General features: G+C 42.1%; 16 protein-coding genes and 1 riboswitch. Of the genes, 13 read left to right on the top strand and 3 right to left on the bottom strand.

Annotated features, from left to right (window positions below):
* Window positions 1–14: 14 nt before the first annotated feature.
* The 10 genes from acrA (at window position 15) to C5Q96_RS01470 (ending at window position 9,849) form a co-directional block, all read left to right on the top strand.
* On the top strand, window positions 15–1,130 hold the full coding sequence (acrA, locus tag C5Q96_RS01425; RefSeq protein ID WP_106056533.1) for an acryloyl-CoA reductase electron transfer subunit beta: 1,116 nt from the start codon (window positions 15–17) through the stop codon (window positions 1,128–1,130).
* 73 nt (window positions 1,131–1,203) lie between these two features.
* The gene (buk, locus tag C5Q96_RS01430; RefSeq protein WP_106056535.1) at window positions 1,204–2,334 is read left to right on the top strand and encodes a butyrate kinase; all 1,131 of its coding nucleotides are present in this window, start codon (window positions 1,204–1,206) and stop codon (window positions 2,332–2,334) included.
* A 276-nt stretch (window positions 2,335–2,610) separates the two neighbouring features.
* A complete protein-coding gene (locus C5Q96_RS01435) occupies window positions 2,611–3,780 on the top strand; it encodes a THUMP domain-containing class I SAM-dependent RNA methyltransferase (RefSeq protein WP_106056537.1) in 1,170 nt (389 codons plus the stop codon).
* A gap of 52 nt (window positions 3,781–3,832) precedes the next feature.
* Window positions 3,833–4,795, top strand: a complete 963-nt coding sequence (locus C5Q96_RS01440; RefSeq protein WP_106056539.1) for an alpha/beta fold hydrolase — start codon at window positions 3,833–3,835, stop codon at window positions 4,793–4,795.
* Window positions 4,785–6,122, top strand: coding sequence for an acetyl-CoA hydrolase/transferase family protein (locus C5Q96_RS01445; RefSeq protein ID WP_106056541.1), 1,338 nt, complete (start codon window positions 4,785–4,787; stop codon window positions 6,120–6,122). Before C5Q96_RS01440 ends, C5Q96_RS01445 begins: the two co-directional genes overlap by 11 nt.
* Window positions 6,123–6,229: 107 nt before the next feature.
* On the top strand, window positions 6,230–6,931 hold the full coding sequence (locus C5Q96_RS01450; RefSeq protein WP_158696650.1) for a prepilin peptidase: 702 nt from the start codon (window positions 6,230–6,232) through the stop codon (window positions 6,929–6,931).
* Window positions 6,932–7,013: 82 nt separating this feature from the next.
* Window positions 7,014–7,826, top strand: coding sequence for a tRNA pseudouridine(38-40) synthase TruA (gene truA / locus C5Q96_RS01455; RefSeq protein ID WP_106056546.1), 813 nt, complete (start codon window positions 7,014–7,016; stop codon window positions 7,824–7,826).
* A complete protein-coding gene (locus C5Q96_RS01460; protein ID WP_106056548.1) occupies window positions 7,814–8,569 on the top strand; it encodes a segregation and condensation protein A in 756 nt (251 codons plus the stop codon). The genes truA and C5Q96_RS01460 overlap by 13 nt, the downstream gene beginning before the upstream one ends.
* Complete coding sequence (gene scpB / locus C5Q96_RS01465; protein WP_106056550.1) at window positions 8,559–9,158, top strand: SMC-Scp complex subunit ScpB; 600 nt, start codon at window positions 8,559–8,561, stop codon at window positions 9,156–9,158. Before C5Q96_RS01460 ends, scpB begins: the two co-directional genes overlap by 11 nt.
* Window positions 9,136–9,849: a pseudouridine synthase gene (locus C5Q96_RS01470; RefSeq protein WP_334293713.1), complete on the top strand. Its 714-nt coding sequence runs from the start codon at window positions 9,136–9,138 to the stop codon at window positions 9,847–9,849. The genes scpB and C5Q96_RS01470 overlap by 23 nt, the downstream gene beginning before the upstream one ends.
* Window positions 9,850–9,985: 136 nt before the next feature.
* On the opposite strand, the gene C5Q96_RS01475 is transcribed toward C5Q96_RS01470, so the two are convergent.
* From C5Q96_RS01475 to C5Q96_RS01485, 3 genes are all read right to left on the bottom strand, one after another.
* A complete protein-coding gene (locus C5Q96_RS01475; protein ID WP_106056554.1) occupies window positions 9,986–10,618 on the bottom strand; it encodes a cytidylate kinase-like family protein in 633 nt (210 codons plus the stop codon).
* A 52-nt stretch (window positions 10,619–10,670) separates the two neighbouring features.
* Window positions 10,671–11,906, bottom strand: coding sequence for an alanyl-tRNA editing protein (locus tag C5Q96_RS01480; protein WP_106056556.1), 1,236 nt, complete (start codon window positions 11,904–11,906; stop codon window positions 10,671–10,673).
* Window positions 11,907–12,196: 290 nt separating this feature from the next.
* Window positions 12,197–13,474 (bottom strand): hypothetical protein, encoded by a 1,278-nt coding sequence (locus tag C5Q96_RS01485; RefSeq protein ID WP_106056558.1) that lies wholly within the window; start codon window positions 13,472–13,474, stop codon window positions 12,197–12,199.
* A 147-nt stretch (window positions 13,475–13,621) separates the two neighbouring features.
* Window positions 13,622–13,723: riboswitch (SAM riboswitch) on the top strand.
* Between the two features lie 98 nt (window positions 13,724–13,821).
* On the opposite strand from C5Q96_RS01485, the gene metK reads away from it, so the two are divergent.
* The 3 genes from metK (at window position 13,822) to C5Q96_RS01500 (ending at window position 18,376) form a co-directional block, all read left to right on the top strand.
* The gene (gene metK, locus C5Q96_RS01490; protein ID WP_106056560.1) at window positions 13,822–15,012 is read left to right on the top strand and encodes a methionine adenosyltransferase; all 1,191 of its coding nucleotides are present in this window, start codon (window positions 13,822–13,824) and stop codon (window positions 15,010–15,012) included.
* A gap of 123 nt (window positions 15,013–15,135) precedes the next feature.
* Window positions 15,136–16,443 carry an aminoacetone oxidase family FAD-binding enzyme gene (locus tag C5Q96_RS01495; RefSeq protein ID WP_158696651.1) on the top strand — a complete coding sequence of 436 codons (1,308 nt, stop codon included), beginning with the start codon at window positions 15,136–15,138 and terminating at the stop codon, window positions 16,441–16,443.
* 55 nt (window positions 16,444–16,498) lie between these two features.
* Window positions 16,499–18,376, top strand: a complete 1,878-nt coding sequence (locus C5Q96_RS01500; protein WP_245905579.1) for an FAD-dependent protein — start codon at window positions 16,499–16,501, stop codon at window positions 18,374–18,376.
* Window position 18,377: the final 1 nt, after the last annotated feature.

The following is an 18,377-nucleotide window of genomic DNA, read 5'->3' on the forward strand; positions in this document are numbered from 1 at the left end:
AAGGAGAATTCAACATGGCTTACGATAGTTCACAAATCGACGCTTTCAAGAATGTGTGGGTATTCTGCGAACAGCGCCAAGGCAAGATGATGCCAACAACATTTGAGCTTATATCCGAGGGAAGAAAGCTAGCGGATGAGCTAGGATGCAATCTATACGGAATACTTCTCGGAGATGACGTAGATGATCTAGCTTCTGAACTCGGCGGCTACGGGGCAGATGGCGTATACGTATATAACAGCCCACTGCTCAAAAATTATACTACAGACGGATATACTAAGGTTATAAGTGAAGCGGTGCAGGAGTTTAGACCTGAGGTAATGCTATTTGGAGCATCTAACATAGGCAGAGATCTTGCACCTAGATGCGCAGCAAGACTTCATACAGGTCTCTGTGCAGACTGTACACACCTTGATATAGATCTCGATGGATATATAAACTTCCTGCGTTCTGGCTCATCTCTAGATGTAGACAATATGAAGTTTGATACTAAGCTCTTTGATGTAAATACCAATCTCAAGATGACTCGTCCTGCATTCGGTGGACACCTTATGGCTACCATCGTTTGCCCAAGGTTCAGACCAGCTATGGCAACTGTAAGACCGGGTGTAATGCAGAAGAGACCATACGACGAAGCTGGAGCTGCAAATGTAGAGATTATGCATCCAGACTTTGAACTTGTGGCTGCAGATATTGAGACAGAAGTACTAGATATCGTTAAGGCTGCCAAGAAAATGGTAGACCTAATAGGTGCTGATGTAATCGTATCAGTAGGTAGAGGAATTGCAAAGGATGTTGAGGGCGGAATTGCTCTAGCAACTGAGCTTGCAGAACTGCTCGGCGGAGTAGTAGGTTCATCGAGAGCCTGCGTAGATGCCGGATGGATCAGTGCTGATCATCAGGTAGGACAGACAGGTAAGACTGTTCACCCAAGAATATATGTTGCATTAGGAATATCTGGAGCAATTCAGCACAAGGCTGGAATGCAAGATTCTGAATGCATCATAGCAATTAACAAGAATGAGACAGCTCCAATCTTCGAGATCGCAGATTACGGAATTACTGGTGACTTATTCAAAGTTGTTCCACTGCTAATCGACTCAATCAAAGCAGCGAAAGAAACTGCTTAATATAGGCAAGTACAGGGGTGTGCGGGCACGTACTGCATTCCCCTGTTCTTCAAAACTGCCAAAGGGGGATAGGATGGAAAAAAAGATATATAACATAGTGGCTATAAATCCTGGATCGACATCGACGAAATTCGGGTTTTATCACAACTGCGAAAAGGTATTTATCGAGAATATATATCATAAGAAAGATGAACTCGCTCAGTTTGGCAGTATACAAGAGCAGCTAAGCTATAGAAAACTGCTCGTTGAGAATAGGTGTGCATGCAATGGTGTAAATCTACAAGAGGTAGATGCATTCGTTGGCAGAGGAGGAGGGCTTCTTCCCTCAACAAGCGGTGTATATTGTATAAATGATAAAATAATTTACGATTGTGAAACCGCAGCCTCTGGAATACACCATCCTGCTCTACTCGCTTCCCAGATAGCAAGGCAGCTAGCCAATAAATACGAGGCAAAGGCTTATATCGTAAATCCACCAGATACAGACGAATTTCAGGATTTGGCGAGAGTTACAGGCATTAAAGGGATTTACAGAGATAGTCACGTTCACTGCCTAAACCAGAAGGAGGTAGCAAGACGCTACTGCTTGGAAAAAGGCATAACTTATAATGAGTCAAACTTCATCATCTGCCATCTTGGCGGCGGTGTATCCATAACAGCTCACCGTAAAGGCAGGATGATTGATAGCAACGACAATCTAATCGGCGATGGTCCCATGACACCCCTTAGGGCCGGTACAATACCGGCAAAGAAAATAATTGACATTGCATTTAGTGGTGACTACACGCACGAAGAACTTGAAGATTTGATTGTCAGAAATAGCGGGCTCAGCAGTCACCTAGGAACTGCTGATGTTCAGGAAATCATGAAACGCATAGAAGAGGATAATGATGAATATGCAAAGCTTGTCCTCGATGCGATGATTTATCAGTTTGCAAAGGCTGTGGGCGAATGCGCATGTGTACTCAAAGGTGATGTGGATGCAATACTCATTACAGGTGGGCTTGCTAGAAGCGAATATATAGTAAGGAATTTAGAGAAATACGTAGACTGGATCTCAGAAACGTGGGTGATGCCAGGGGAGTGGGAAATTGCGGCTCTCGCATCCGGTGCATATCAGGCTATGACTGATCAGGTAGACGTACTCACGTATACTGGAGTGCCAGTTTTCCGAGGTTTTCATTCATTAAAATATCATTTATAGATATAAACCTTTTTAATTTTTCTTCTTGAATGCGCAGCTTTATGCTGCGCTTTTAATATCCGTACAAATATAAGCAAATGATTGACCATAAAAAGGAGCACAAAAAGAATCCGAATGGTACTGAAATTATCTGCTAAAAACGAGGCGGACGCATAATCAATATGATAAAATACTAAAGTACATATAGTTTTACATATTGATTCTTAGTGAGTTAAAAGATAGGCGTAAAACTCAATTAGCCGAGCTAAGTTACGAGTTTTCGAGAAAGTATAGTATATGAAGTATGAATTAATTGCAACAGCGACATTTGGACTTGAAGCGGTAGTAAAGATGGAGCTACAGGATCTTGGGTACAATGTGGTAAAGGTCGAAGATGGGAAGGTAACTTTTATCGGTGATGAGAGAGCCATTGTTCACAGCAATATGTGGCTTAGGACAGCCGATAGAGTTTATATTAAGGTTGCTGAGTTCAATGCTGAAACCTTTGAAGAATTATTCCAGCAGGTTCGCGGAATCGGCTGGGAGGATTTTCTGACAGTTGATGCGGCATTTCCTGTTGTAGGAACATCAGTAAAATCCACGCTTCACAGCGTTACGTCGTGCCAAAGCATAATCAAGAAAGCGATAGTTTCAAGGCTTTCTGATTTCTATGTGCAAAATCACTTTGATGAAGCAGGTGCAAATTATCGCATCAGATTTTCTATACTCAAGAACCACGTCACGTTGCTTCTCGATACATCGGGAGCAGGACTTCATAAACGTGGTTATAGGGCAGTAGATGTTGCAGCACCTATGAAAGAGACACTAGCAGCAGCGCTTGTAAGGCTTAGCTTCTGGAAGGAAGGCGTGATGCGTAGAGATAAGGATAATCCTGACCATGTGGCGCGGATTCTTGTAGATCCATGCTGTGGATCTGGAACGATTCTAATCGAGGCCGCTATGATGGCTAGAAACATCGCACCAGGTCTTAACCGCAAGTTTGCCGCGATGGCATGGGACTTCATCCCGGAGGAACTGTGGAATGAAGAACGCCAGGCTGCATATAACGCTGTTGATTACGATAGCGAAGCAATAATCAAAGGCTTTGATATAAATGGAAAAGCGATTGCTGCAGCTATGGCCAATGCTATGGAAGCAGGTGTTGAAGAAGATATCTCATTCAGCCGCATGGACATGCGCAAATTCAGAGCAGATGAATCAAACGGAATCATCATTACAAATCCTCCGTATGGTGAGAGAATCGGCGATAAGGATGCGATTCATAAAATTTATGCGCGATTAAAAGAGATTCTTGAAAAAGATCCTACATGGTCTCTATTCATGATTACGACTGACCGAGAAGTGGAGAAGATATTTGATAGAAAAGCTGATAGAAGACGTAAGCTATATAACGGAAGACTTCAGACTACCTATTATCAGTTCCACGGACAGAAAATTTCAAAGTAACTATGTAAATGGCGTGAATCGCACAGACATTTACAGGCAAGGAAATTAACTGATGAAAAAGATTGATGAAACATTTATGTCGGCAGATGCAAAGACACCGATACATGTTAGAAAATGGATACCAGATGAGAAACCGAAGGCGGTTCTACAGATAATACATGGAATGGTTGAGTTCGTTGGCAGGTACAGTGCATTTGCTTCGTATCTGACTGATCACGGATATGTTGTCGTTGGACATGATTTGCTTGGGCATGGAGAATCGGCACTCACGCCTGATGATTACGGGTATTTTGGCGATCATGGCAATGAGACTTTGATTGCTGATATCCATGAACTTAGAAATAGAACATCTAAGGAATATCCAGATATTCCATATTTCATACTCGGTCACAGCATGGGATCTTGTCTCTTGCGTCAGTATCTAACGGAAAAAGATAATGATGGAATTAGCTACTCTGAAGGTCTAGCGGGCGCGATAGTGATGGGGACATGTCAGCCTAATGCGTTGGTTTTGCATGCGGGAAGTGCACTGGCATCCCTGTTTAAAGCTGTGAGAGGGCCTCGATATAGAAGTAAACTCATTAACTCTATGGCATTCTCTTCGTATAATAAAAAGTTTAAGCCGGCAAGGACGCAATTTGATTGGCTAACAAAGGATACTGAGATTGTTGATTGGTACTGCGAGGAAGAGTGGTGTAGCTTTATTTTTACCGTAAATGCATACAAAGAGATGTTTAAGGGTGTCCTGAGGTGTATTGATAAGGATAGTGCTAAAACAATCTCTCCAAACCTTGCTATGCTCTTCGTTTCTGGCGCTGAAGACCCAGTGGGTGACTTTGGAGAAGGCGTTAGAAAAGCATATATGCAGTATGTGAGCAACACTAAGTGCATAGTGGATATCAAACTGTATTATGATGACAGACATGAGATCCTTAATGAGACAGACAGAGACTCTGTGTACGACGATATTAGAACTTGGCTAGACGAAAGGTTAGAGGATATCAATGAACTATAGAGAACTTTATAATTCAAAGCTTAAAACACCTAGCGAAGCTGCGCAGGTCGTAAAGAGTGGCGATTGGGTAGATTTCGGATGCTACCAGGGCTTTCCAACCCTCTTTGATGAGGCGCTTGCAGCAAGAAAAGCTGAACTTGAGGATGTAAAAGTACGCGCACTACTCATAACTAAACCACTACAGATAGCTGAGCAGGATCCAGATGCAGAACACTTCACATATAATTCGTGGCACATGATCGGATATGAGAGGAAGCTGTCTGATAGGGGACTCTGCAAGTTCATTCCTATGGTATTTAGAAATCTCCCCGATTACTACAGGCGTTTTCTTACGGTAAATGTCGCTGTAATGGGCGTAACTCCAATGGATGAGCACGGCTACTTTAACATGTCAATGAGCAATTCTCATGCTCGTGCAGTTTTTGATGTAGCGGATATTATCATTCTTGAGGTAAATGAGAAACTACCTTTTGTTCATGGACTTGAAAATACCATACATATCTCGGAAGTAGATATGGTTATTGAAGGGGAACATGAGGGACTTACTGAATTCCCTTCAATTGTAGCTGGTCCAGTAGAGGAGCAGATTGCTGAATCTATCGTTGATAGAATGACAAATGGTGCATGTATTCAGCTCGGAGTTGGAGGTATGCCAGATGCGATAGGAAAACTGATTGCTGAGTCTGAGCTCAAAGACCTTGGAATTCATACAGAACTGCTAGTAAATGCTTATCTCGATATGCACAAGGCAGGTAAGATAACAAATTTAAATAAGCATGACATCATGAGAGGTAAATCGGTGTTCAGTATCGCCCACGGTACAAAAGAATTATTCGACTGGGTTTCAGATAACCCTAGCATGTGCTGTGCTCCAATAAATTATGTAAACGACCTTTCAGTAATAGGAGAAATTGACAACTTCGTATCCATAAACAGTTGTATCGCGGTGGATTTATTTGGACAAATTTCAGCAGAAAGTGCGGGAACTAGGCATATAAGTGGAACTGGAGGGCAGCTTGATTTCCTCACTGCAGGTTTCAAGAATCCTAGAGCTCAGAGCTTTATCGCACTTCCTTCTACATATACAGATAAAAAAGGAAATCTACATTCGAATATCAAACCTACGTTTACTGGTGGCGACATAATTACGGATCCGCGAAGTCAGGCATATACTATGGTAACTGAGTATGGCATAGAAAATCTCGCAGGAGCTTCAGTATGGGAACGTGCCGAAAAGCTGATTAACCTAGCACATCCTGATTTCAGAGAGGAACTCATTGAGTCAGCAAAGAAGGTAAATGTATGGAGACAATCAAATAAGAGATAGATTTTGTTGATAATAGACTTATAATAGGTACATTAAGGCGCCCTTTGGGGTGCCTTATATATTATATTGTGTGTTATAATTAGCGAATGGATCAATATTACGTATTTATGATAATTAAATCGGTAATTTCAGTAATTATCGCATTACTGCTAGGCAATGGTACAGTTGTCTGGTTTAATAACATGCCTGTGAGATGGTTTCAGGAGGAGGGAGAAAATCTCCCATCATCACTTATCGCAGATATTGAAAGTGAGAGACAGAGACTTCCTAGCACTCCGTGGAAGCTCGTTTTCACTGTATTCTTCGGAGCAAGCGGCGTATTTTTGTCCATCAGGGAATCATCACAGTTTATGATTGCCGGTATGCTTTTGATATTCATTGTTACCATGATGGCAATATGTGATGCCAAGTATCGCATAATTCCTGACCAACTGAACGTGCTATTAGCCGTATCAGCAGTTGGTTTCGTGAGTTTTAACGAGAAGTTGCTCGAGCCTATTTATGGTGCGCTCATAGGATTATCGCTTGGACTCGCTACATATGGTTTAGGGAGATTAATTTACCACAAGACAGTAATTGGCGGAGCGGACATCAAGTTCTACATATCAATAGGCTTGGTTACAGGTATGCATGGAGTGATTGCGATATTCATTTTGATTTCTGTTTTCGCACTTATTCACATTATTTACCTGAGCATCACAAAGAAATTTGATGCTGATGAACATAGACCGATGCTCGTATATGCTCTTCCTGCTGTAACTCTATATGTATTGGTTTTATGGGATTATCTTCCACTTGTGCTACTATAGTGAAGCTAGCTAAAAAATAATATAGGGACCTTGTAGAAGAAGCTACGAAGTATAGTTTATGTAAATAGATAGAAAGGTAAATATGTCTGAGGGAAGCAAGAATATTCTTCTTAAAATTCAATATGACGGCACGAATTTTCACGGCTGGCAAAAGCAGGTTGATGTTAGGACTGTGCAAGGCGAAGTTGAACATGTGCTCCGCTTTATCGCAGGTTATGAAGTGCCTATAAATGGAACAAGCAGAACCGATACAGGTGTACATGCATTAGGTCAATGCTGTTCCTTCACATGGGACAATCCACTTCCAACTGATAAACTAGCAGATATCATGAACAGAAGATTCGGTGCAGGTGGTCTAGGGAGAAGTGGACTTCCTGGTGATATTAAGGTCATTTCGGCACATGAAGTTCCGGAGGATTTTCACGCCAGATTTTCTTGCCATGGTAAGACTTATAAGTATATTATCGATAGAAGTGGTGATATATTTGAACGTAATCATGTGTATCAATTTGGCTTAGAGCTTGATCACGAGGCTATGCGTAAGGCAGCAAAGCTTGCAGTTGGAACACATGACTTCGCTTCATTTCAAACATCAGGTGGGATTCCCAGAGAGACGACTGTTAGGACGATCACGGATATTACCATAATACAAGAAGGTGACAGGACTATTATCAAGGTCACTGGTGATGGTTTCCTGTATAATATGGTTAGAATCCTAGTCGGCACTTTGCTTGAGATTGGAACTGGCAAGAGAGAAGCTAGCGATATGGAGGCTATCATAGCATCCACTGATAGGAGTAAGGCGGGGTTTACGGCACCACCAGAAGGTTTGTACTTAGAAGAAATATATTTTGATGATGGATTCAAATGTGGAGGCAGCACTTGTACAAAGTAAGAATTGATAAATTTGAAGGGCCATTCGATCTGCTGGTTTATCTGATTCAGAATGCCAAGATGGATATTTACGATATACGAGTGGCTGAGATAACGGAGCAGTACATAGGCTATCTAAAAGAGATGGGGGAACTTAATGTCGAAGTAAGCAGCGAGTTCATAGTCCTAGCAGCTGTACTTATTAGGCTCAAGTCACATATGCTGCTTCCTCGTGTCAATGATGCTGGTGAAGTCATAATTGATGAAGATCCGCGCATGGAGCTAGCGAGCAGGCTTGCTGAATACGTAAAGACCAAGAAAATCGCTGAGATGCTTCAGGAGAGACTGGAGGCAAACCAGTGCATACATGAGAAACCAGCTGAAGATATATCGGAATATCTAGACTCACCAGATGAACTTTTAAAAGCAGATATCGAGCAGTTTGTTAACGCGTTTAATGCATTTTTACAAAAGAAGAAGCGTGTGGCAGATGTCAAAAAGAGATATCAGAGAATAAAGAGAGAGCGAGCTTCTATAGAGGATCGTATAAACTACATGACAGCAATAATTAAAGACAGAGTTTCTGTGGGTGAGTATATTGATTTTACAGAGCTAGTGCCAGAGGAGGCGGATAGATACGATATCACGCTTTCGTTTATGTCGCTTCTTGAGATGATTAAGATGCAAGAAGTAGATGCAAGGCAAGAGAAAAACTACGGAAATATAAGTGTTATAAAGAAAGAGGTTCAGACAGATGTACAATGATAAGGTAATGAAATCAGCACTTGAATCGATGATGTTTGTCTGGGGAGAACCGCTCAAGGTCAAGGATGCAGCAGAGGTTTTAGATGCTGATAAGAAAGTAGTTAAAGATTTATTTCTGGATTTACAGCGTGAGTATGCGATGATGGGACGCGGAATCAGGATTAGAGAGGTGGATGGTGCTTTTCAGTTCGTAACGCATGCTGAAAACGAGATTTTCATCGAGAAGCTCTGCACTCCAGTCAAGGTCAAGAAGCTATCGCAGGCAGCACTCGAAGTGCTTGCTATCATAGCTTACAGACAACCTGTTACTAAAGGTGAAATCGATTCAATTAGAGGTATCAAGAGCGAGAGAGTCATTGATGGACTCATGAGTAAGGATTTGGTCGATGTTGCTGGAAGGTCAGAAGGCGTTGGCCGTCCGCTGTTATACAAGACGACAGGTGAGTTCCTTAAGAAATTTGGATTTGCATCAATAAAAGACCTGCCTGATATAACAGAGTTCGACGATATCGAGGAATACGATGAGGAAACTCCTCATGAGCAGTTATCAATCAATTTTGAAGGAGATGCGGATAGTGAGGATAAATAAATATATCGCTTCCTCTGGTGTAACTAGCAGGCGAAAGGCTGATCAGCTTATATTAGACGGTAAGGTAGCTGTCAATGGTGCTGTAATGAAAGAGCCAGGATATGATGTGAAGCCAGATGATGAGGTTCTGTGTGAGGGCAGAAAGATATCGCCGGAGACTAGTAAGACTTATATACTGTTAAATAAGCCAGTAGGATACGTGACCACTACCTCAGATGATAAGAATAGACCGACAGTTCTCGACTTAATTCAGGATGAGGACAGGAGGATTTTTCCCGTGGGAAGACTTGATTATAACACTTCTGGTCTTCTTATTCTTACCAATGATGGAGATGTTGCAAATAAGCTCATGCATCCGTCTAAGGAGCTCGATAAGACTTACCGTGCGGTAGTATCTGGTATACTTACACGTGGCAAGATTGCAAGACTTGAAAAAGGCATCGACATAGGTGGTTTTAGAACTTCACCTGCCAAGGTAGATGTTATAAAGCACAATAGAAACTCAACAGTAGTTGATATCACTATTCATGAAGGTAAGAACCATCAGGTTCGACGCATGTTTAAGGCTATCGATGCACCGGTTCAGGAGCTAGAGAGAATCAAGATTGGTAATTTAGTAATCGGGCGACTGGCGGTTGGCGGATATAGAAAGCTTGGACCAGCAGAGGTTGAGTATTTGAAGTCAATATAGTTCGGCTTATCCGAATTAGAAATGTATAACGCAGATGTAAACTGAAAGAATCTTCATTGATTCAATCAGAAACATCTGCGTTTTGTACTGCTTTATAAGAATTGTTCTAGTTTAGATCTAAGACCGAAATCAAAATCTAGTCTGGCATCATGCTTTCGCCACGACTCGACTCTATGTATGTCTTGATAATCTTTACTGCACCATCTATACCCGCACGGCTGGTGTTGATGAGCAAATCGTACGAATCTCTGTCTCCCCACTTTGTATCAGTGTAGTATTCGTAGTATCTACGGCGCTGCTTGTCCATCTGCTTAACTATTTTCTCCATCTGAGCAGGAGTCATATTCTTCGCATCCTGACCAGATAGGAGAGCGAGTTTGCGCTTTACTCTATCCTCTAGTGGAGCAAATAGGAAAATGCTGACATGAGACTGGTCTCTAAGTATGTAATCTGCACCACGGCCAACAATAACACAGCTATCCTCGGCAGCAATTTCTCTGATGATCTTGTATTCCTCTGCCTGAATCTTATCGAATGGAGATGGCTGATACAGCTCAATTCCTGAAAAGAGTGCACTAGCTGCAAAATCAGGGGCCTTCTCCTCGTTGTTCTTAACGTAATCTTCATGGAATCCAGTCTTCTGAACTGCCATGCTGATGAATTCATTATCATAGAATTTTATTCCAAGCTCAGTCGCAAGTCTCTTACCAACTTCGTGACCTCCGCTACCAAATTCTCTTCCGATTGTTACTATGACTTTATTTGACATAACACCGCCTCCTTAAGCTGATTATAACACAATATAATGTGAATATATCAAGCTATAAATTCTGTTTTATAACTTCCACGAATGATTCAAGACCATCTTTACTATCAAATTGCGCTCTCGCATTATCATCGCGTCCACCACCTTTTCCGCCAAAGTTCTTAGCGTGTTCTTTTACGAGGGTGCCGCAGGGATAGTTCCCATCGGAAACGAGCATGAGCGTATGGGAAGGGGAATTTGCAAGAGCTAGTAATGGCTTTTCTCCGTCAATCATCTCGAGTGCCTTAAAACCAAGCTTCTGAAGATCATTAGGAGATATGTTGTCATACTCTTTATATACAAAATTCATTCCCGATTCGAGACTACGTGCAATCGCTTCTGCTTCGAAATTACGAACATATTCAGCAAGACTTGCGCGCTCTGCCTTTAACTCGGCTTCTTCTTTGTCCTTCTTAGCAATGGCGTGCATTAGATTCTCTGGTTTTGATGAGAATTTCTCTGCCACTTCGGTAAGAAGCTTATGCGACTTGCGGTAGTGAAGCAGTGCATTTCGGCCGCAGTCAAAATAAATTCTGGTCATTCCCTTGTTAGGCTCAGCCTTAAATATTTTTATTACACCGACTTCACCGCTAAAGGCAGGGTAGGTACCGCAGCATGCACAGCAGTCAAAGGGATTCTCAGGATTGCCCACCGTGACAACTACGACATCTCCATCTACCTTTTCGTTAACTGCTTTTCTAAGTGGCATATCATTAGCCACCTCAACTGAAGCAAACTTGTGGGCTTGTATAGGAAGATTTGCCCATACAGCTTCATTAGATAGATCTTCAGATGCTTCGAGCATTTCTTCCGTCATGAGCTCGCCTCCGAGATCAATATCTATGGTTATATAATTCTGTCCCATGTGGAAACCTTTGTTGGCTCCTTTATATAGTTTATATATCGCACCACTAAGAATGTGTTCACCATAGTGTCTCTGCATATTGGTGAAACGAAATGTCCAATCGAGTTCTAAGATGACCTTGTCGCCGACTATAAATGGCACTTCGTCCTTGGTGTAGTGGGCCACTGCATCACCCGAATCATGAGTATCAAAAATCGTTACTATTTTGCTGCTATCATCTGATAGATGGATGGTTCCTCTGTCACCAGGTTGCCCACCGCCCTCAGCGAAAAAAATGGTTCTATCTGTTATAATTTCAGTCATCTCCTTGGAAATAACTATATCAGTTATTGTCGCCTCGAGTGTTTTTAAGTATTGATCATTGTGGAAAACTTTTTCAGTAGTCATATTTTCTCCTTGCTAAATTGTTCTTCTATAAATCGAACAAAAATGTATAAAAACATTTTTTAAAACTGTTGATAACTTCTCTTGACATATCAGAATAGAATCGCTAAGCCGTAAAAAATGCACATTTTTGTTTGTCAACTTATCCACTTCTGGGTGTTGAAAAGATTGTATACGATTTTTGATTTTTATGTGGATAATTCTTGATGTGTGCATTTTATTGGGATTCAAGCGATGTGGATAACTCGCGCTAATTTTGATAGTCAAAAAAGAACAAGCATTGACAGATAAAATTAGTCGTTATTTTCCGGGCTATAAATCATCTCGCTAAATTTTGCACCAGGCATCTCTGAGAAGCTCTTAAATACCTGAGTCTCTAGCTTGTATCTGCCTTTCAACTCGAGTTTGCTAGCATTCATGCTTCTACTTATATCGGCCTCCATATTAGTTATCTTGATGATGTCATGGCTCATGACCACGAGCTCATTATTAGGTGTCAATAGATATGCACCATACATGTCGTGATTCATATAGTAGTTTGATGAATCCACATGATAATTATCCTTATTGTATAGGATATATGTGATTCCGTTAGGGGCTGGCGACATGGTGGCGTCTGCCCCGAAGACGGAATCGTCCAGATCGAACGCTTCTGCAGGCACTGTCAGTTCGTAAAGCGTTATATACTCGGCCTGCTGGAGCTGGAGCGCTGCCTCGTAGCTTGAGATGTGCATTAGAGTCGTCACTTCGAAATCTAGGACGCTGCGTGTTCGCATGAGGCTGCGCGGTGAAAGTGTGATCAGCGCTTCACCGTAGATATATGAATCGGAAAGCGCTGTGAACCTGGACTTATACACCGCTTCTCCGCCGGTAGGAGTAGCGGAAGTATTTTCTTTTGATATTTTATTCCTGACCAGCTCAGCTAGACCGATTTCCTTAAACCTGCTTTGCTGCATTTCGCTGGTGGTCACATCCCCGAGGAACGAAGCACCATGAAAATCTTTATCTAGCATCCTCATGAGGAAGTAGTTGATGAGTTCAAACGAGGTGAGAGGGGATTTGCATACTAACTGCTGTCCTTCCTTGCTCTTCTCTTCAAAGCTATCACCCTCATATAGCAGCTTGCTAGAGGCCTCCTTCATAAGTCTGAGCCTCATCAATGTTTCTTTACGAAAAGCCTGAATAAATGGTTCGTGGCCTTCATAATATTTTTCGTTCGTCGCTATAACCTCATCAATTAGCTGCACAAGTGTAAAGAATGGGATTTTAACTTCACTGCCTCCAAGACCACCTGATATACGTTTCCATTCTGACCTAACTTCACGACCACCTTCGGGGTTATTAGCATTTGAGAATATCTCACGGTAATCATCCACGCCGTATTCTGAGAAATCGAGATGAATAAGCTGGAAGAGTTTATCTCTGCTTCCATCCTTTGCAGTCCATGAGACTTTCATTGCTACGACACCCATGAGACGAGTGTCTGTCGCTATACATGAGTCAAAACGATAGTCTTTAAAATGATTATATTTGCTCGAAAGTTTACCTTCTACAACTCTTAGCTTGGGCATATTAATTCTCCTTGTCAGTCCATAACACTATGATTATACCAAAACTGAGCTATAATCTCGCTCTTGCTGCCATTTTTCTCAAAAAACCATAATATGTAACATATGAAACTTGACACTAACGGATTTACATATATAATACTTTTACAATCCTTATTAAGAGCGAGTGAGGGAATGGGCCCGATGAACTCGCGGCAGCATCGCATGTTGCGGTTGTGCCAAGTCCCACAGGTAAAGCCTGAAAGATGAGGAGACATATTCATAGATGAAAATTGTCTCTTCATGCATGTGGCTCATGCTGAAGAGTTTTTTATTTGAAGAAGGGCAGTAATGCTCAATGGAGGTTTTTAATGAAGAAATTATTTACATCAGAATCGGTTACAGAAGGTCATCCTGATAAAGTTTGCGATCAAATATCCGATGCGATTCTTGATGCCATACTTGCCGAAGATCCTCATGCTCATGTAGCATGCGAGACAGCAACCAAGACAGGATTTGTAATCGTATTTGGTGAGATTTCAACTACCTGCACTGTAGATATCGAGGGAATTGTTAGAGGTGTTGTTAAGAGTATAGGATATGATTGCAGTGAAGTTTGCTTTGACGGTAACACTTGCGCAGTTCTCGTCAGCATCGAGGAACAGTCGCCTGATATCGCCATGGGGGTAAACGAATCCTTTGAGGTTAAGGAAGGAAAGGAAGCTGACGATGATGCTATGACTGGTGCAGGAGATCAAGGTATGATGTTCGGATTCGCTTGTGATGAGACGGAAGAGCTCATGCCAATGCCTATTTCTCTCGCGCACCAACTAGCAAGAAGGCTTGCTGAAGTAAGAAAAGATGGTACAGTAAGCTACTTAAGACCTGATGGTAAGACGCAGGTTACAGTTGAATATGATGATGACAAGGTTGTAAGAGTTGACACTGTAGTAATCTCAACTCAGCACGATCCAGATGCAACTCTCGAACAGATTAGACGCGATATGATTGAACATGTAATTAAACCTATTATCCCTGCTGAGCTAATCGACGATGAAACTAAACTGTTCGTTAACCCTACTGGCAGATTCGTAATCGGTGGTCCAAAGGGTGACTCTGGTTTGACAGGACGTAAGATCATCGTTGATACTTACGGTGGATATGCTAGCCATGGTGGTGGTGCATTCTCAGGTAAAGATCCAACGAAGGTTGATAGAAGTGGTGCATATATGGCTAGATATATTGCAAAAAATATCGTCGCTGCTGGACTTGCTCGTAAATGCGAGATTGAGCTAGCTTATGCTATCGGCGTCGCAGAGCCGGTTTCCGTATATGTAAACACCTATGGGACTGCAAGCCTCAAAGATGAAGACATCGCCAAGCTAGTGAGAGAGAACTTCGATATGAGACCAGCTGCTATCATCAAGCAGCTCGACCTCCTTAAGCCAATCTATAGAGCACTGGCAGCCTACGGACACTTCGGCAGAGATGCGCTCGGCGTTAGATGGGAAGACACAGATAAGGCTGAGCAGCTAAAGGCTGCAGCGGAGAAGTTCGCATAGGATAAAGCGAATACATAAAGTTAATACCACAAGAATAATGGGCTAATACAATCATCTGGGCATGTTTGTATTAGCCCATTATGATATAATTATATGATTTTATATATGCAAGAAGGTGTATTTATGTCGCAAAAGCACATGAGGGAAAAGGGTGCATTCCATAGCCCTCAGATTCCCAAAACTCTAAGAAGTGACATTTTAATAATCGGTGGCGGTCCAGCAGGTATGGCAGCAGCTATAAGTGCCAAGCGAAGCAATTCTAAGCTTGATGTGGTTTTGATTGAAAAAAATGAAATCATGGGCCGTAAGCTTCGTGCGACTGGTAATGGAAGATGCAATATAACTAATGTTAATGCGGAAGGTTTTAGTGAAGTTACTAGTTTTTTGAGTTCTCTAGGCATAGTGACTAAAACTAATGACAATGGATTTCTCTACCCTGTATCTGAGTCTGCTGCTGATGTTTCAGAACTGCTTGAGTTAAGGCTAAAGCAGCTCGGTGTAAAGGTATATACTGGTGTTACTGCAATGGAAGTATCGTATGCTTCTGACAAGACTGAATTCGTAACGTCGGTTTCCATGGGGGGCGCAAGTAGCCAAGGTAGATTGGCTAATGCACTTAAGTGCACCGTATATTCGTCAGCACTTGTAATAGCTGCAGGTGGCAAGTCCGCACCTGTATACGGTTCAACTGGAGAAGGATACAGGTGGCTCAGAGGACTTGGTCATACTGTTACTAGGCTCGTGCCTTCACTTGCACCGATAGAGTGTGGTGGTGCAGATTTATCAAAGCTGTCGGGTACAAGAGTTCGTGCGGAAGCGAAGCTATTTAAGAATGGCGAAGAAATACATAGAGAATGTGGAGAAGTTCTATTCACTAAGTTTGGGCTCTCAGGCATATGCGTATTTAATCTATCTAAGATGATGAAGTTTGAACCAGGAGATACTTTTTCTAACTTCGAAATCGAACTTGATTTATGTAGAGATGTAGAGTTAGGAGAGGTTTTAAAGCGTGCGGCCGAAAGAGTTTCTAATACAAATAATGAATTTTTAGAGAGCGAGAAGCTTGTGGATGTGTTTAAGACTGTTTTCAAGGAAGGCGCAGCGCTTGAAATAATTAGGCAGGCTGGCTTTAAAGCAGATGAAGACTCTCTAGTCTTATCATCAGAAGAAGCAAGAGATAAGCTAGTAGCAAGTGCGAGTGCTCTTAAGTTCCAGCCGACAGGCCAGAAGGGGTGGAAGGAAGCGCAGTGCACTTCAGGTGGAGTTGTAGAATCTGAAGTTGATCAATCGTCGTTTGAATCAAATCTAGTAAAGAATCTATATATTGTTGGTGAAGTTCTAGATTACGACGGCTTTTGCGGTGGATATAACCTAAATCATGCTTTTCTGTCCGGAAAGCGTGCAGGTGCTGCAGTGGCAGACCGTATTTAGACTAGGTACGAGTAGGGCTCTGAAAAGGTTAAAGTATAAGGATGAAGTACAAAGTATGGAAACTAGAATTGTAGATAGAGTATGGCGCGGCGGAGAGACGCCTGGTAAATATTCATACCGTATTAGCGAAGTTAAGCTTCCTGTGGGACGTGAAATGACTGATTTACCAGCCAAAATATCTAAGCAGCTATCTTTAAAAGCTTCGGATATCATGACTTGGCAGGTTGCTCGTGAGTCGATAGATGCAAGGGACAAGTCAAATATATTCATGGTATATACCGTGGATTTTACGACAAGAGTGCAGGTGTCACCTAGAATTGCAAAAAAGCATAAGTGTAACGTGCATAGGCAAATTGAAAAATTGGCCCCGATACCTGGAAGTGAGAATCTTATAGGTCGCCCAGTTATCGTAGGATTTGGTCCGTGCGGGATATTTGCAGCCCTAGAGCTTGCTAGGAATGGATATAGACCGATAGTCATAGAGCGTGGCAAGGGCATGTCTGAACGTGTTAAGGATGTAGAGGCATTTAAAAACGATGGCGTTCTAAATGAAGAATCCAACATTCTCTTTGGAGAAGGTGGAGCTGGTACATTTTCCGATGGAAAGCTAACCAGCGGTATCAAAGATCCTAATATCAAGTTCGTAATGGAGACCTTCGCTGACGCTGGCGCAGGAGAAGAAATTATATATAAGCATAAGCCTCACATAGGTACAGATGTACTGAGGGCAGTGATAGTAAGGCTTAGAGAGCAGATAATTGCCCACGGTGGCGAAGTTAGGTTTGGATCAAAGCTCAGCGATATATCGATTTCAAATGGCGAACTAAGGTCTGTAACTGTCACTTCTTCAGATGGAAGTAAAGAGGTTATTGAAACCAATGCGATGATTCTTGCCACTGGTCATAGTGCGAGAGATACGTACGAGTTAATCAAAGATTCGAAACTTGCGATGGAGCAGAAACCGCTTTCTATAGGTGTTAGAATGGAGCATCCACAAGAGCTAATCGATAGAGCACAGTACGGAGCAGAGGATAGGCTTCCGCCTGCAGAATACAAGGTTTCGTACAAAGCGAGCAATGGAAGAGGCGTATATTCTTTCTGCATGTGCCCTGGAGGTGAGGTTGTAACTTGCTCGACACATAGTGGAGAAGTCTGCGTTAACGGCATGAGCAACAGGCGGAGAGATAGCGGCACTGCTAACAGTGGCATTCTCTGCGATGTGAGAGTGCGCGACTTTGAATCCGATGATGTGCTAGCAGGCATCAGATTCCAGCAGAAGTACGAAAGACTAGCCTTTGAAAATGGCGGTGGAAACTACAATCCTCCAACCTGCACCATGGGTGAGTTCCTCTCTGGAAAAGCAGATAAGGTCATTGCATCTCTTCCGGACTTCGCATACGAAGCGATAAGAGAAGCAGTCCCGAATTTCGCCAAAAAGATTCACGGATATGATAGCCCAGATGCAGTGATCAAAGCTGTTGAAACTAGAAGCTCGGCACCTCTAAGAGTTATTAGAGATAGGGAGACGGGCGAAAGTACAACGATCTCCGGTATTTATCCTGCAGGTGAGGGCTGTGGATATGCAGGTGGTATTACATCAGCAGCATGCGACGGCATAAAGCAGGCAGATAAGTTGATAGAGCGATTTATGGAACCTTTAATGTGTACAGCAGACGAATTATTTAATCAAATAAAGCAACTTTCCACGAATATAACTGAGGAAAATTATCATGCATACAATATGCAGGGATATGATATTTTGATTAAAATAAAAGAATTAAGAGTTGCACAAGAGCAAGCATATAACATACTTTTTAGGTATCACAACAATTTAGCGGATAGTCTAAATAAACAGTGGATTGCAGATATGTTAGATTATATATGTGGATGGTGTGCTCCGGAAAAATACATTTGGGGGAATAGGGGAAAATAGC

This window comes from Mogibacterium diversum (genome assembly GCF_002998925.1).
In the GTDB taxonomy this organism is placed as follows: domain Bacteria; phylum Bacillota; class Clostridia; order Peptostreptococcales; family Anaerovoracaceae; genus Mogibacterium; species Mogibacterium diversum.

What these genes read in the sequence shown, in the direction of transcription:
- acrA (WP_106056533.1), top strand. Translation starts at nt 15, where the DNA reads ATGGCTTACGATAGTTCACAAATCGACGCTTTCAAGAATGTGTGGGTA.
- buk (WP_106056535.1), top strand. Translation starts at nt 1,204, where the DNA reads ATGGAAAAAAAGATATATAACATAGTGGCTATAAATCCTGGATCGACA.
- C5Q96_RS01435 (WP_106056537.1), top strand. Translation starts at nt 2,611, where the DNA reads ATGAAGTATGAATTAATTGCAACAGCGACATTTGGACTTGAAGCGGTA.
- C5Q96_RS01440 (WP_106056539.1), top strand. Translation starts at nt 3,833, where the DNA reads ATGAAAAAGATTGATGAAACATTTATGTCGGCAGATGCAAAGACACCG.
- C5Q96_RS01445 (WP_106056541.1), top strand. Translation starts at nt 4,785, where the DNA reads ATGAACTATAGAGAACTTTATAATTCAAAGCTTAAAACACCTAGCGAA.
- C5Q96_RS01450 (WP_158696650.1), top strand. Translation starts at nt 6,230, where the DNA reads ATGATAATTAAATCGGTAATTTCAGTAATTATCGCATTACTGCTAGGC.
- truA (WP_106056546.1), top strand. Translation starts at nt 7,014, where the DNA reads ATGTCTGAGGGAAGCAAGAATATTCTTCTTAAAATTCAATATGACGGC.
- scpB (WP_106056550.1), top strand. Translation starts at nt 8,559, where the DNA reads ATGTACAATGATAAGGTAATGAAATCAGCACTTGAATCGATGATGTTT.
- C5Q96_RS01470 (WP_334293713.1), top strand. Translation starts at nt 9,136, where the DNA reads ATGCGGATAGTGAGGATAAATAAATATATCGCTTCCTCTGGTGTAACT.
- C5Q96_RS01475 (WP_106056554.1), bottom strand. Translation starts at nt 10,618, where the DNA reads ATGTCAAATAAAGTCATAGTAACAATCGGAAGAGAATTTGGTAGCGGA.
- C5Q96_RS01480 (WP_106056556.1), bottom strand. Translation starts at nt 11,906, where the DNA reads ATGACTACTGAAAAAGTTTTCCACAATGATCAATACTTAAAAACACTC.
- C5Q96_RS01485 (WP_106056558.1), bottom strand. Translation starts at nt 13,474, where the DNA reads ATGCCCAAGCTAAGAGTTGTAGAAGGTAAACTTTCGAGCAAATATAAT.
- metK (WP_106056560.1), top strand. Translation starts at nt 13,822, where the DNA reads ATGAAGAAATTATTTACATCAGAATCGGTTACAGAAGGTCATCCTGAT.
- C5Q96_RS01495 (WP_158696651.1), top strand. Translation starts at nt 15,136, where the DNA reads ATGTCGCAAAAGCACATGAGGGAAAAGGGTGCATTCCATAGCCCTCAG.
- C5Q96_RS01500 (WP_245905579.1), top strand. Translation starts at nt 16,499, where the DNA reads ATGGAAACTAGAATTGTAGATAGAGTATGGCGCGGCGGAGAGACGCCT.